This is a genomic window from Bradyrhizobium sp. CCGB20 (assembly GCF_024199855.1).
GTDB lineage: Bacteria > Pseudomonadota > Alphaproteobacteria > Rhizobiales > Xanthobacteraceae > Bradyrhizobium.
Map to the genome: position 1 here is coordinate 6,142,144 of NZ_JANADN010000001.1, position 12,892 is coordinate 6,155,035.

Here is a 12,892-nt window from a genome sequence, read left to right on the forward strand (position 1 = left end):
AGAACATGCATTGGACTCGCCTGCCAGCGTCCTGCCGCAAGACTTGAGGTGATCATGACCACGCCCCTGCGAGAGCGCATCACACGGCTGATCGTCGTGCTCGCCATGGCAGCGGCAATCGCCCTGCCCCGCGCGACGCTCGCCGCGGACAGCCAGTTCGACAAGATGCGCGCCAAGATCGTGGCCTTTGTCGGCGACAAGATGGAGAAGCTGGGCGGATCGCGCATCGTCTACAAGGTCGATACTGATGGCTTGCGCGAGAGCGTCGTCACGGATTTGCGCGACGACGTCGTCAAGACCCTGCGCGAGGGCAAGATCGCCTTCTCCGGTCTTGTGATCCGCGACGGCGGCGTCGAATTGAAAATCGCCGACGCCAAGGGCCGCGAACAGCTCGAACGCAAGCTCGCCTCCGCCGCGGAGGGATTGCCATCGCATGCGATTTCCGTGACCGACGGCGGCGACGGAGCGATCAGGCTCGCACCGACCGATACGGCATCCGCCGCACGGCTGAATGACCTCGTCGAAGATTCCATCGCCATGATCGAGCAGCGCCTCAAGGACGCCGGCGTCAAGCTTGTCAGCGTCGTCCCTGATGGGACCGACGGCATCCGCATCTTCCTGCCCGGCGTCACGGACCCCGAGCGCATCACCGCGATCTTCGCCCGGAAGGTCAAGGTCAGCTTCCGCCTGGTCGATCTCTCGATGCCGCCGGAGCAGGCGCAATCCGGTACGCCACCGACGGGTACGGAAATTCTGCTCGGCTTCAAGGACAAGCGACCTTATCTGGTGGCCACGGACAGCGCACTGGACGGCGACGACATCAGCTATGCCGGCCCGGGATTTGCCAGCGGCACGAAGGACCCGATCGCCTCGTTCCGCTTCAACGGCCGCGGCACGCGGCGCTTTGCCCACGTCACCGCGGAGAACATCGGAAAGCCCTTCGCCATCGTGCTCGACGGCAAGGTGATCTCCGCCCCCGTGATCCGCGAGCCCATCACCGGCGGCTCGGGCCAGATCTCCGGCAATTTTACCCTCGAGGAGGCCAACAGCGTCGCCATGCTGCTGCGTGCCGGGGCGCTGCCGGGGCACCTGACCCTCGTCGAACAGCAGGTCATCCAGCCCGCCGCCAAGCCGTAAGGCGGAGATTGCCCGCGCCTCACGTCGCCGGTGCGCCCGGGTCCGTCCACGACGCCAAAGCCCGCACCCCTCCGCCCCCGAATCACGGGGGCGCCGCGGCCATACGCACAACCAAGGGGCAATTGCCGAAACGCCCGATCAGGCTAAAATTTGCCTCTTGCGACAGGACGGCCTGAGGCTTCATTCAAGCGGTCGTCATTCGATTTCGGCTATACGGGTATCGACCGGGACTGAAGGCCTTACGCGGGAACATTACCATGCCGTCCGGCAGTGCAGACATTTCCTCGATCCTCGACCGCATTCTCGATGCGGCGACGGACAATCTCAGGATCGCGAAGATCCTGATCCAGATGGGCCTCGATCCCAACAACGTCACCTACGATGCGATCTTCAACCGGCTGCTGGAGATCTTTGTTCAGAACATCACGCTGGCCAATCTGTTCGCCGCGGTCGGTGCCGGCTTCTTCGTCGCCACGCTCTTGATGCGGACGATGGTGCCCCTGCGCGTCGCCAACATGATCGGCTGTGCGCTCTTCGCCGTTTTCGGCGCGCTCTCGGCCAACGTCTCGACGTTCCTCCTCTATCTTCTGCTGCTTCCGATCAACGCGTTGCGGCTGCGGCAGATGCTCAAGCTCGTCAAGAAGGCGCGCCATGCGGCCGAAGGCGACATGTCCATCGAGTGGCTCAAGCCGTTCATGACCGAGCGCAAATATCGCCGCGGCGACACGCTCTTCAAGCTGGGCGATCCAGCCAAGGAGATGCTGCTCACGGTCACCGGCAAATTCCTCGTCAAGGAGATCAATGTCGAGATCGGGCCCGGCGCCCTGATGGGCGAGCTCGGCTTCCTGACGCCGGATAACCGCCGCACCGGAACGATCGAATGCATCGAAGACGGCCAGGTGCTGACGATCACCTATGACCGGTTGCTCGAGATCTATTTCCAGGACCCGCAGTTCGGCTATTACTTCCTCGTGCTGACCAGCCAGCGCCTGTTGCAGAACATCGACCGCTTGCAGAAGCAGCTCGCGACCGAGCGGGCGGCCACCACCAACAGGATCGCGTGACCGGCGTCGCCGCTCAGTCCAGGAGCAGCGCCATGCCGGGATCGCCCTTTTCCATCGCCCGCCGATAGGCCGGGCGGGCGCCGATACGACCGAGATATTTCACAACGTTCGGGCAGCGCTGGAGATCATAGGGCTGGAAGTAGCGCATCGTGGTGAGCGAGAAGCCCATCATGATGTCGGCGGTGGTGAAGGTGTTGCCCGCCAGATATTCGGCGTCCCGTACGCGCGCATCGACGAGGTCGAAAGCGCGGTCGATGCGCCCCCTGGTCGCGACCAGCATCGGATTGTCGCCGGCGAGCTTGAGCCGGTTCAGGATCATCAGCCGGCCCATGCCGGCCTGCAACGTGCCGTTGGCGAAGTGAAACCAGTACAGGAAGCGGGCGAAATCAGGATCGTCAGGGCGGAGCGCAAGGCGTCCATTGCCGTATTTGGCCATGATGTAATCGACGATGGCGCTGGACTCGGCGAGCACGAGATCGCCGTCGGTGATGACGGGCGCCGCCCCGATCGGGTGCAGCGCCTTGTAGTCGGGAGGCGCTAGCATGGTGACGGGATCGCGGGCATAGCACTTCAGCTCGTAGGGAATTCCCAGCTCCTCGCAGAGCCAGACGATGCGCTCGGATTGCGACTTGCCGAGGTGATGGACGGTGAGCATGACGCCTCCTGCGACCGTGAGTTGGATAAGCCGTGACGGCTCATCCTACTCCGTCATTGCGCGCGCAGCGAAGCTTCACTGTCATCGCCCGCGAAGTGTTTAGCCCGGACAGATCACTGACGGGTGTTCGGAGACATAGCTGACACATCAACATTGGCTGGATTGGTCCGATTCGGGAGGCCGTCCATGCCTTGGAATGAGGTGTCAGTAATGGATCAGCGCCACGAGTTTGTGCGGCTTGCTTTGCAAGAGGGAGCCAATCGGCGCGAGCTCTGCCGCCGGTTCAACATCAGTCCTGATGTTGGCTACAAGTGGCTGGCGCGCTGGCAGGCCGGTGATCGGGAGCTGGCCGACCGCTCGCGGCGCCCGCACGCGATGCCCAGGCGGAGTGAGCCCGCGGTCGAGACGCAGGTTCTGGCTGTGCGCGACAAGCATCCGGCCTGGGGAGCGCGGAAGATCGCCCATTGCCTGAAGCGGGGCGGGCAGACGGTGCCTGTGCCGTCAACGGTGCACCAGATCCTGTGCCGGAACGGCCGGGTCAGCCCCAGCGAGAATGCACCGCCAAATCCGGGGCACCGCTTCGAGAAGGAAGCTCCCAACCTGCTGTGGCAGATGGACTTCAAGGGGCACCTGCCGCTCGCCAACGGAACGCGCTGCCATCCGCTCACAATCGTCGACGATCACTCGCGCTATGTTCTGTGCCTGAAGGCCTGTGCCGACGAGCAGCGTCTGACCGTGCAGGATCACCTGACGGCGACGTTCCGCTGCTATGGCCTGCCGGAGGCCTTCTACACCGACAACGGCTCACCCTGGGGCGACACGTCCGGCATTCGTTGGACCGGACTGAAGGTGTGGCTGCTCAAGCTTGGCGTCAGGGTGGTCCATGCCAGGCCGTGCCATCCACAGGCCCGCGGCAAGAACGAACGCTTCCATCGCACCCTGAAGGCCGAGGTCTTTGCCATGCGCCGCTTCCGCACCCTCCCGGAAGTCCAGCGTGCCTTCGATGCCTGGCGGCCGGTCTACAATCTGGAGCGGCCCCACGAGGGCCTGGATATGCACGTCCCTGCCGATCGCTTCCGGCCAAGTGCCCGTGCCATGCCGGCCCGCGTTCCGAACGTCGCGTATGACAGCGGCGAGATCGTGCGCAGGGTCTCATCGACAAGACCCTACATCTCCTTCAAGGGGCGCTTCTGGAAAGTTCCCCAGGCTTTCGCACGCGAACGTCTCGCCATCCGACCGCTGGATCGTGACGGCCACTACGGAATCTTCTTCGCCAGCTGGCAGGTCGCATCCATCGACTTGACCAACGCCCAACCTGTCAGTGATGTGTCCGAACAGGTGTCAGCTATGTCTCCGGACTAAACAGAAGGCGGGGCATGACAGCGTCGGATAGTAACGGGCTGCCGCGACACCGAGACCTCGTGCTCCCTACGCCTCGTCGGTCACCATCCGCGCCACGACGCGGTCGCGGCGGATGAAGTGGTGCCAGAGCGCGGCGAGCAGGTGGATTCCGATCAGCGCGAGCAGCACATAGGCAAAGAGGATGTGGCGGTCCTCATAGGCCCCCGCCGCCGCACGGTCCGGCGAGGTGAATTGCGGCACGTGAAACAGGCCGAAGAAGTCCGAATAGTCGGGCGTGTGCGCGCCGGAATGCGCCCAGCCGAGCATGATGACGACGATCACGGCGAGATAGAGCGCACCATGGCTGACATGCGCCGCGATCTTCTGCCAGCGCGAGGTCTCGGTCGGCATCGCCGGCGTCGGGTTGACGGCGCGCCAGACCAGGCGCAGCACCGTGAGCAGCAGGATCACATAGCCGATATCGGCGTGGATCGAGCGGTAGAAGAAGCGGTCGGGACGGGCCGGGATGTGGTTCATCCACCAGCCGAAGCCGATCATCCCGATGATGGCCAGGGCCAGACCCCAGTGCAGCCACCGCGAGATGCTGCCCCAGCCATTACTGGTGTTTCTGATCATGTCGGCTCTCCGGAGTTTTGCGGATATGTCCCCGTCCGCAGCGCAGCTGCTGATAGCGGGAACTTGCGGTAATCCTGAAATTGAATCGTTCCAAACTGGTCCCAAACGGCCCCGCCGCAAAACCGCCCCAAAAACCGAATGGTAACCATGGTGCCCTTAAGGTAGCGACGTGACCAATTCTCCGACGATCCTGGTATTCGATTCCGGCCTTGGCGGACTCACGGTGCTCCGTGAGGTCGTGGCCGCACGCCCGGACGCGCATTACGTCTATGTCGCGGACGACGCCTTCTTCCCCTACGGCCACCACAGCGAGGACGAGATCATCGCCCGCGTCGTGCCGCTGATGGGGGAACTGATCGCCACGCACGATCCCGAGCTCGTCGTCATCGCCTGCAACACGGCGTCCACCCTGGTCCTATCTCACTTGCGCGCCGCTTATTCCCTGCCCTTCGTCGGCACCGTGCCGGCGATCAAGCCCGCCTGTGCGCAGTCGAAGACCCGGCGCGTTTCGGTCCTCGGCACCAAGGGCACGGTGAAGCGGGAATACACCAAGGCGCTGATCCGCGATTTCGCGCTGGGTTGCGAGGTGACGCTGGTCGGCTCGCCCGAGCTGGCCTCGCTGGCCGAAGCCGCGCTCAGCGGCTCTTCCGTCAGCGACGATGCCATCCTCGCCGAACTTACCCCCTGCTTCGTCGGCGATCCCCAGGATGCGGGCGCGCGCACCGACATCGTGGTGCTCGCCTGCACGCATTATCCGCTGCTGCTCGACCGGCTGAAGCGGCTGGCACCCTGGCCGGTCGACTGGATCGATCCGGCGCCGGCCATCGCCCGCCGCGTCTCCGACCTGCTCGGGGCGCGCATCGGCGGCATCGCGCAGTCCGGCGCCGAGATGATCTTCACCTCGAACCGCGCGCATGGCCTCAGCGCCACGCTGATGCCGTTCTTCGGCGGCCGCGTGCCGGCCTGACTTTTCGGGTTCACGACGCGCTGCTAGGCTCCGCCGTCGTCATCTCCGCGCAGGTCTTCCCCATGTCGGTCCCGACACTACCGCTCAACCGTCTCCGCCAGCTCTGGCGCGATGGCCGCCCGGCCTTCGGCGCGATCGCGACGATCCCGAGCGTGCAGATGGTGCAGATCATGGCGCGCTCGCTCGACTGGATCATCGTCGATCTCGAGCATGGCCCGATTGGACTGACCGAAGCGCATGCGATGATCGCGGCCACCACCGGCACGCCATGCACACCCCTGGTGCGGATCGCGGCGAACGAGCCTTGGCTTGCGAAGGCGCCGATGGACATCGGCGCGTTCGGCATCAATTTCCCGATGATCACCAATCGCGCCGAAGCCGAGAAGGCGGTGCGCAGCGTGCGCTATCCGCCGCGCGGCGACCGTCTCTGGGGTCCCTTCCACGCGCCGTTCCGCTGGGGCCAGTCGATGCCGGACTACATGGCCGCGGCCGACGACGAGATGATCTGCATGATCACCATCGAGCATGTCGATGCCGTCAACCGCATCGACGAGATCATGGCGACGCCGGGCATCGACGTCGCGGTGATCGGCCCCGGCGATCTCGCGACATCCATCAACAAGCGCGGGCAGATGGACGATCCGGAATTGCTGGAGCTGGTCGCCCGCGCCGAGGCCGGCATCCTCAAAAGCGGCGTGCCGATCGGCGGCGTCGCCCGCACCGCCGACCAGGCCAACCAGCTGATCGACCGCGGCTACCGCGCGATCGCCCTCGGTTTCGACTGGTCGCTGTTCCAGCGCGGCATCATGGCCGCATTCGACGGCATCAGGCGCTGAACAGGCCGATTGCCACCTTGCCGGGAATGGCGGCGCTGCTAGGGTCGGCCGTTCCAGGGAGGAAACAATGCCTAAAAAGACTTTGCTCGCTCTGACCTTCGCCAGCCTTGCCTTCACCGGCCTCGCCTTCACGGCCCTTGCCCAGCAGCCCGGCATCAAGCGCACCCCGCTGCAGAAGATCGAATTTCCGGACGGCTATACGACTGTCACTGCCATCGCCGAGGTCCCGCCAGGCGGCGCCGCCGGCCGGCACACCCACCCCGGCGTCGAGACGGGCTACGTTCTGGAGGGCGAAGTCGAACTGCTTGTTGACGGACAGCCTGCGAAGCAGTTGAAGGCGGGCGATTCCTATGTGATCCCGGCGGGCGTCGTGCACGACGCCAAGACTCACGGCGATAAGCCTCTGAAAATAATGGGTATTTATATTTTCGACAAAACCAAGCCGCTGGCCACGCCGGCGCCTTGATGGTGCGGCGAACCGACCGGGCCCAACCGGGTTGGTTCGTGCTAGAGCGGGCGGCGAGCGGAACCCCGCTCGCTGCACATATTTTAATCCGCGGGAACCGGAGAGCGATGCGCGGGAAAGCCAGGAACATTTCACTGCCGCGCCGCCTGATTTGCGACCTCATGCGCGCGTCGATGGACGTGCCGTTCGTTTCGCTCTCCCGTTCGCTCGATATCCGCCCCCTGCTGGAGGCCCGCGCGGGCGCGATGACGCGCGCCGGCTGGGCCGCGATATTCGTCAAGGCCTTCGCCATCGTGGCCAGGGACGAGCCGGTCCTGCGCACCGTCTACGCCAAATGGCCCTGGCCGATGCTCTACGAATTGCCGAACAGCGTGGCGTCGGTAGCGATCGCCCGGGTCGAGGACGGCGAGGAATGCGTGATGCCGCAGCGAATCGCGGCCCCCGAGGCTATGGCGCTGGCCGCGGTCGATGCCGAGATCCGGCGCGCCAAGACGGCGCCGATCGAGGACGTCCCGATGTTCCGCAAGATCATGCGGGCGACCCGCCTGCCGCTGCCGCTGCGGCGCCTGTCCTGGGCGATCGGGCTCAATTTCGGCCGGCAGAGGGGTAACTGGTTCGGCAGCTTCGCGGTGAGCTCGGTGGCCGCCTATGGCGGTGGCGAGCTCCATCCGGTCACGCCTGGCCCCTACATCGTCAGTTATGGGGTGGTCGAGCCCGACCAGACCATCCATGTCGTCATCCGCTGGGATCACCGGGTCACCGACGCCGCCCCGATCGCCCGGGTCCTGACCCGGCTGGAACAGGTCCTGAACACTGAAATCGCTGCCGAATTACGGACGGCAGGCCCGAAGCCGATCCGGGCCGTAGCGACCTGATTTTGCGGCCATTCGCATTGACAGAACGGCCCACATTCCCCTAAAAGCCGCCTGCTCGCGGGCCGATTTCGGCCCGCGAAGCGTTTCGCGACCCGTGGTCCTGTCCCCTATGCTTTGGGGATCGGACCTGTCGGTGCCGAGCCCAGCTCGTCACACAGGAGGGCGCGTTTCCTCAAACCATGTACCTGAAGAGGACGCGATGACTAAGCGCAGTGAGGCGAAGTACAAGATCGATCGCCGTATGGGCCAGAACATCTGGGGCCGCCCGAAGAGCCCCGTGAACCGCCGCGAGTACGGCCCCGGCCAGCACGGCCAGCGCCGCAAGGGCAAGCTCTCCGACTTCGGCGTGCAGCTGCGCGCCAAGCAGAAGCTGAAGGGTTACTACGCCAACATTTCCGAGCGCCAGTTCCACGGCATCTATGTCGAGGCGAGCCGCCTCAAGGGTGACACCGGCGAGAACCTGATCGGCCTCCTGGAGCGTCGTCTCGACGCGGTCGTGTACCGCGCCAAGTTCGTCTCCACGATCTTCGCCGCGCGCCAGTTCATCAACCACGGCCACATCAAGGTGAACGGCCGCAAGGTCAACATCTCGAGCTACCAGCTCAAGGTCGGCGACGTGATCGAGGTCAAGGAAGCCTCCAAGCAGCTCGCCCACGTGCTCGAAGCCAGCCAGCTCTCCGAGCGCGACATTCCCGATTATCTCGAAGTCGACCACGGCAAGATGACCGCGAAGTATGCGCGCATCCCCGGCCTCTCCGACGTGCCGTTCCCGGTGCAGATGGAGCCGCATCTGGTCGTCGAATTCTATTCGCGCTGATAGTTCAGCAGATCGACTTCAAAGGCCCCGGTTTTCCGGGGCCTTTTCGTTTGGTAACATGCCATCGATGTCTCGCATGGCCGACCAGTTCGCCAACTCTCTGCCTTCGGCAACGCCAACTGAAGCGGCGCTTCGAGCGTGGGAGCCCCTCTCCCGCGATGAGCAGATCTGCCGATATCAGGGGCTGTTCGCTCTGCCTGATTGCAATATCCTCACAGCCGGCACGCCAGACCAAATCCTCCTCGCCGCGCGACAGCGCGTCGCTCAACGTTCTCGTGGCTAGTACAGCTCATCAGGACACGCACGCAAGACGTCGCAATTGTTCGGCCAAATGACGAGACCAGCCATGCTCTACACCCCTCCCCCGATCGATCCCAAAGCGCCGCCGGTGCGCATCAATCTGCTCTCGGACACGCAGACCAGGCCGACGGCTGCGATGCGCGAGGCGATGGCGCGGGCCGAGGTCGGCGACGAGCAGGTCGGCGACGATCCGACCGTGAATGCGCTGTGCGAGCGCGTCGCCGCGCTGCTCGGCAAGGAGGCCGCGGTCTACATGCCCTCGGGCACGATGTGCAACGTCACCGCGACGCTGGTGCATTGCCGTCCCGGCGACGAGATCCTCGCCCACGAGACCGCCCATATCATCGCCCGCGAAGGCGGCGCGCATGCCGCGATCGGCGGCTTTCAGGTCACGCAATTGAAGGGACCCGACGGCCAGTTCACGCCGGAGACGTTCCGCAAGGCGCTGCACCCGCGCACGCGCTATCAGCCGCCGCAGACCGTGGTCAGCGTCGAGCAGACTGCCAATATCGGCGGCGGCACGATCTGGAAGAAGTCCGCGCTCGACGAGATCGTCGCGATCGCCAAGCAACATGGCCTCATCACCCACATGGACGGCGCGCGCCTGCTCAACGCCACCGTGGCGAGCGGCATCTCGCCGCGCGACATGACCGCGGGGTGGGACTCCGCCTGGATCGACTTCTCCAAGGGGCTGGGTGCGCCGATCGGCGGCGTGCTCGCAGGCTCGCGCGCCTTCATCGACGCGGTCTGGCAGTGGAAGCAGCGCCTCGGCGGCTCGATGCGGCAGGCTGGCGTCTGTGCGGCCGCCTGCATCTACGCGCTCGACCATCACGTCGACCGGCTGGCCGACGACCACGCCAATGCGCGCGCCCTGGCCCGCGGGCTGTCGCAGATCGCGGGCGTCGAGGTGCAGGAGCCCGAAACCAATCTCGTGTTCTTCAAGCCCGACGGCGCCGGCATTCCCGGCGACAAGATGGTTGCCGCACTTCGTCAGCGCGGCGTGACGCTCGCGATGATGGACGGCCGCATCCGCGCCTGCACCCATCTCGACGTCAATGCGAGCCAGATCGAGGAGACGATCGGGCACGTGCGCGAGATCGTGCGCGGGGCGTAAGGCTCAGTCTCGTAGCCCCGGTGAGCGCAGCGATACCCGGGACGTCACTCGCGGTGACCCCGGATGTCGCTTCGCTCATCCGGGCTACAAGCAAACCGCGATCACCGCCCCATCGCCTGATAGATCAGCGTCTTCAGCGACAATTGAATCCGGCCGCGCTGTGTCGGGGTCTGCACCATGAAGATCCCGAACAGATCGTCTTCGGGATCGATGAAGAAGAACGTGCCGCCGACGCCGTCCCAGCGATATTCGCCAAGCGGCCACGATGTACCCGATGGCACCGAAGTGCGCACGGCGAAGCCGAGGCCGAAACCTGAGCTGCCACCCGGATAATAGTTCTGATCGCGTGCGATCTTCGTCTCGGGGCCGATGTGATCCGACGCCATCAGGGCGATGGTCTCGGGCTTGAGATAGCGTCGGCCTTCATAGGTGCCGCCATTCAGCAGCATCTGCGCGAAGCGGGCGTAGTCGCCGATCGTGCCGACCATGCCGCCGCCGCCCGATTCCCATTTTATCGGCTGCCTGATGTCGCGAACCGGCGTTGTCGGGTTGATGTTGCGATCTTCCGGCATCGGCTCGGCGATGCGCGGGAATTTGGCGGGATCGGCGACGAAGAACGCCGTCTCGGTCATGCCGAGCGGATCGAGCAGCCGCTCCTTCTCGAACTGGAGCAGCGTCTTTCCCGAAACCACTTCAACGACGCGGCCGAGCACGTCGGTGGAAAAGCCGTAATCCCACACGGTGCCCGGCTGCTCCACCAGCGGCAACCTGGCGATCCTCGCGGCGAAGTCGGCATTGCTGAGATTGCTGTTGAAGAGATTCGCGTCGGCATAGAGCTCGCGCACCATGCCCCCGCCATACCAGCCGTAAGACAGGCCGGAGGTGTGCCGCATCAGGTCCTTGATCGTGACCGGACGATTCACCGGCTCCAGCGCCATCGAAACCTTGCTGTTCTCGGCCTTCTTCTCGACGCCGACCTTCATCCCGGCAAAGGCCGGAATGTATTTCGAGACGGGATCGTCGAGCGAAAGCTTGCCCTCCTCGACCAGCATCATCGCCATGACCGAGGTGATCGGCTTCGACATCGAATAGAGCCGGAAGATCGTGTCCGCGCTCATCGACATCTCGGTCGCAACGTCGCGCACGCCGAAATTCTCGAAATAGACTGGTTTGCCGTGCTGCTGGAGCAGCAGGATGGCACCGGGGATCTTGCCGGTGACGATCTCGTTGCGGATGAAATCCGAGACCTTTGCCAGGCCTTCGGGCGAGAAGGCGCGCGCCGCGCGCCCCTCTGAGCCCGCTTTGGCACCGACGACGCCGAACAGAAGAACGAGCGCCGCGATGATCGCGCGGCGCCTGGACCTGTCACTTCTCCATGGCTTCATAGACCAACTGCTTCAATGTCCGCTGCACGCGCTGGCGCTCGGTCGGGGTCTGCTCCAGGAGCACGAAGAACATGTCCTGCTTTGGGTCGATCACGAAATAGCAGCCGGAGGCGCCGTCCCACTTCAATTCACCGAGATCGCCGGGCGGCGGCGGCTTGGCGTTGCCGGGATCGGTGCGGACAGCAAGGCCAAGGCCGAAGCCAAAACCGTCGCCGGGGAAATAGAAATAATCGCGATCGACGCCGGAGTTCGGGCCGACCTGATCGGTCACCATCAGCTTGAACGTCTCGGGCTTGAGAATGGTCTTGCCGTCGAGACTGCCGCCGTTGAGCAGCATCTGCGCAAAGCGCGCATAGTCGGCCATGGTCGTCACCATGCCGCCGCTGGCGAATTGGATCTTCTTGACGACCGTCGGATCATTGATCCGGCCGACCCGGAAATCGCTGTCGTTCGGCACCGGCTGCGCCAGCAGCTTCTGCTTCTCGGGGGCGGTGACGAAGAAGCCGGTGTCGACCATGCCGAGCGGCCCCAGCAGCTTCTCCTGCTCGATCTCGATCAATGGTTTGCCGGCCGCGATCTCCATCACGCGCGCCAGAATGTCGGTGGAATGGCCGTACTGCCAGAGCGCGCCCGGCTGGTTGTGCAGCGGCAGCTTTGCGATGCGCTCGGCGAACTCGGCGAGGTCGAAATCGCCGTCATAGATCTTGGCGTCCCGGTAGGCCTTGCGGACCAGGCTGTCGCCATAGAAGCCATAGGTGACGCCGGAGGTGTGGCGCATCAGGTCGAGCACGGTCATCGGCCGCGTGGGCGGCACCAGTTCGAGCGACTTGGAGCCATCCTCGGCCTTCTTCTCGACGCCGACCTTCACGTTGGCGAACGAAGGAATGTACTTTGAGACGGGATCGTCGAGCTTGATCTTGCCGTCCTCGATCAACTGCACCGCGACGACGGAGGTGATCGCCTTGCTCATCGAGAACAGGCGGAAAATGGTCTTGTCCGTGATCGGTGCCTTGCTCACCACGTCCTGCACGCCGAAGGCTTCGTGGTAGACCGGCTTGCCATGCTGCTGGATCAGGACGGTTGCACCGGCGATCTTGCCGGTCGCGACCTCGTTCTTGAAGAACTCGCCGATCTTGGCGAGCTTGTCCTGGTTGAAATGCGCGCCGGCGGGAATCTCGTAGGTGCCTTCCGCCTGCGCGAACGACATCGCACCGAGCGACATCAACGCGCCATAGACCAACGAGCGCAGTCCAAAATGCAAAATCATATCCCCTCCCCGGAACATGGTCCGGCGGAGTG

13 protein-coding genes are annotated in these 12,892 nt (G+C 64.4%); 9 read left to right on the plus strand and 4 right to left on the minus strand.

The window, feature by feature from the left end; translation table 11 throughout:
• Nucleotides 1–54 precede the first annotated feature (54 nt).
• Together NLM15_RS28840 and NLM15_RS28845 are read left to right on the plus strand one after the other, a co-directional pair.
• Entirely contained in the window at nt 55–1,137 is a 1,083-nt protein-coding gene (locus NLM15_RS28840) for a preprotein translocase subunit SecD (protein ID WP_254121040.1), read from the plus strand.
• Between the two features lie 257 nt (nt 1,138–1,394).
• The gene (locus tag NLM15_RS28845; protein ID WP_254121042.1) at nt 1,395–2,201 is read left to right on the plus strand and encodes a Crp/Fnr family transcriptional regulator; all 807 of its coding nucleotides are present in this window, start codon (nt 1,395–1,397) and stop codon (nt 2,199–2,201) included.
• Between the two features lie 13 nt (nt 2,202–2,214).
• Here the strand turns inward: NLM15_RS28845 and NLM15_RS28850 are convergent, their stop codons facing one another.
• On the minus strand, nt 2,215–2,856 hold the full coding sequence (locus NLM15_RS28850; RefSeq protein WP_254121044.1) for a glutathione S-transferase family protein: 642 nt from the start codon (nt 2,854–2,856) through the stop codon (nt 2,215–2,217).
• A 186-nt stretch (nt 2,857–3,042) separates the two neighbouring features.
• On the opposite strand from NLM15_RS28850, the gene NLM15_RS28855 reads away from it, so the two are divergent.
• Nucleotides 3,043–4,218, plus strand: a complete 1,176-nt coding sequence (locus NLM15_RS28855; protein WP_254115031.1) for an IS481 family transposase — start codon at nt 3,043–3,045, stop codon at nt 4,216–4,218.
• Nucleotides 4,219–4,284: 66 nt separating this feature from the next.
• On the opposite strand, the gene NLM15_RS28860 is transcribed toward NLM15_RS28855, so the two are convergent.
• Nucleotides 4,285–4,833, minus strand: coding sequence for a cytochrome b (locus tag NLM15_RS28860; RefSeq protein WP_254121046.1), 549 nt, complete (start codon nt 4,831–4,833; stop codon nt 4,285–4,287).
• A gap of 169 nt (nt 4,834–5,002) precedes the next feature.
• Between NLM15_RS28860 and murI the strand changes: the two genes are divergently transcribed.
• The 6 genes from murI to NLM15_RS28890 all read left to right on the plus strand — a co-directional run bounded on the left by murI (nt 5,003) and on the right by NLM15_RS28890 (nt 10,208).
• On the plus strand, nt 5,003–5,800 hold the full coding sequence (gene murI, locus NLM15_RS28865; RefSeq protein ID WP_254121048.1) for a glutamate racemase: 798 nt from the start codon (nt 5,003–5,005) through the stop codon (nt 5,798–5,800).
• A gap of 62 nt (nt 5,801–5,862) precedes the next feature.
• A complete protein-coding gene (locus tag NLM15_RS28870; RefSeq protein ID WP_254121050.1) occupies nt 5,863–6,636 on the plus strand; it encodes an HpcH/HpaI aldolase/citrate lyase family protein in 774 nt (257 codons plus the stop codon).
• A 67-nt stretch (nt 6,637–6,703) separates the two neighbouring features.
• Nucleotides 6,704–7,102 (plus strand): cupin domain-containing protein, encoded by a 399-nt coding sequence (locus NLM15_RS28875; protein ID WP_254121052.1) that lies wholly within the window; start codon nt 6,704–6,706, stop codon nt 7,100–7,102.
• A 107-nt stretch (nt 7,103–7,209) separates the two neighbouring features.
• A complete protein-coding gene (locus tag NLM15_RS28880) occupies nt 7,210–7,977 on the plus strand; it encodes an acyltransferase (RefSeq protein WP_254121058.1) in 768 nt (255 codons plus the stop codon).
• Between the two features lie 199 nt (nt 7,978–8,176).
• The gene (rpsD, locus tag NLM15_RS28885; protein WP_254121064.1) at nt 8,177–8,794 is read left to right on the plus strand and encodes a 30S ribosomal protein S4; all 618 of its coding nucleotides are present in this window, start codon (nt 8,177–8,179) and stop codon (nt 8,792–8,794) included.
• 346 nt (nt 8,795–9,140) lie between these two features.
• A complete protein-coding gene (locus tag NLM15_RS28890) occupies nt 9,141–10,208 on the plus strand; it encodes a low specificity L-threonine aldolase (protein ID WP_254121066.1) in 1,068 nt (355 codons plus the stop codon).
• Nucleotides 10,209–10,309: 101 nt separating this feature from the next.
• Here NLM15_RS28890 and NLM15_RS28895 read toward each other — a convergent pair whose 3' ends face one another.
• Together NLM15_RS28895 and NLM15_RS28900 are read right to left on the minus strand one after the other, a co-directional pair.
• Entirely contained in the window at nt 10,310–11,593 is a 1,284-nt protein-coding gene (locus tag NLM15_RS28895; RefSeq protein WP_254121068.1) for a serine hydrolase, read from the minus strand.
• Nucleotides 11,574–12,860 (minus strand): serine hydrolase, encoded by a 1,287-nt coding sequence (locus NLM15_RS28900; RefSeq protein WP_254121070.1) that lies wholly within the window; start codon nt 12,858–12,860, stop codon nt 11,574–11,576. Before NLM15_RS28900 ends, NLM15_RS28895 begins: the two co-directional genes overlap by 20 nt.
• Nucleotides 12,861–12,892 lie beyond the last annotated feature (32 nt).

Bases quoted from the DNA above. Each gene is read 5' to 3' on its own strand.
- NLM15_RS28880 (WP_254121058.1), top strand. From the start codon at position 7,210: ATGCGCGGGAAAGCCAGGAACATTTCACTGCCGCGCCGCCTGATTTGC.
- NLM15_RS28860 (WP_254121046.1), bottom strand. From the start codon at position 4,833: ATGATCAGAAACACCAGTAATGGCTGGGGCAGCATCTCGCGGTGGCTG.
- NLM15_RS28840 (WP_254121040.1), top strand. From the start codon at position 55: ATGACCACGCCCCTGCGAGAGCGCATCACACGGCTGATCGTCGTGCTC.
- rpsD (WP_254121064.1), top strand. From the start codon at position 8,177: ATGACTAAGCGCAGTGAGGCGAAGTACAAGATCGATCGCCGTATGGGC.
- NLM15_RS28890 (WP_254121066.1), top strand. From the start codon at position 9,141: ATGCTCTACACCCCTCCCCCGATCGATCCCAAAGCGCCGCCGGTGCGC.
- NLM15_RS28875 (WP_254121052.1), top strand. From the start codon at position 6,704: ATGCCTAAAAAGACTTTGCTCGCTCTGACCTTCGCCAGCCTTGCCTTC.
- NLM15_RS28900 (WP_254121070.1), bottom strand. From the start codon at position 12,860: ATGATTTTGCATTTTGGACTGCGCTCGTTGGTCTATGGCGCGTTGATG.
- NLM15_RS28855 (WP_254115031.1), top strand. From the start codon at position 3,043: ATGCCTTGGAATGAGGTGTCAGTAATGGATCAGCGCCACGAGTTTGTG.
- NLM15_RS28850 (WP_254121044.1), bottom strand. From the start codon at position 2,856: ATGCTCACCGTCCATCACCTCGGCAAGTCGCAATCCGAGCGCATCGTC.
- NLM15_RS28895 (WP_254121068.1), bottom strand. From the start codon at position 11,593: ATGAAGCCATGGAGAAGTGACAGGTCCAGGCGCCGCGCGATCATCGCG.
- NLM15_RS28870 (WP_254121050.1), top strand. From the start codon at position 5,863: ATGTCGGTCCCGACACTACCGCTCAACCGTCTCCGCCAGCTCTGGCGC.
- NLM15_RS28845 (WP_254121042.1), top strand. From the start codon at position 1,395: ATGCCGTCCGGCAGTGCAGACATTTCCTCGATCCTCGACCGCATTCTC.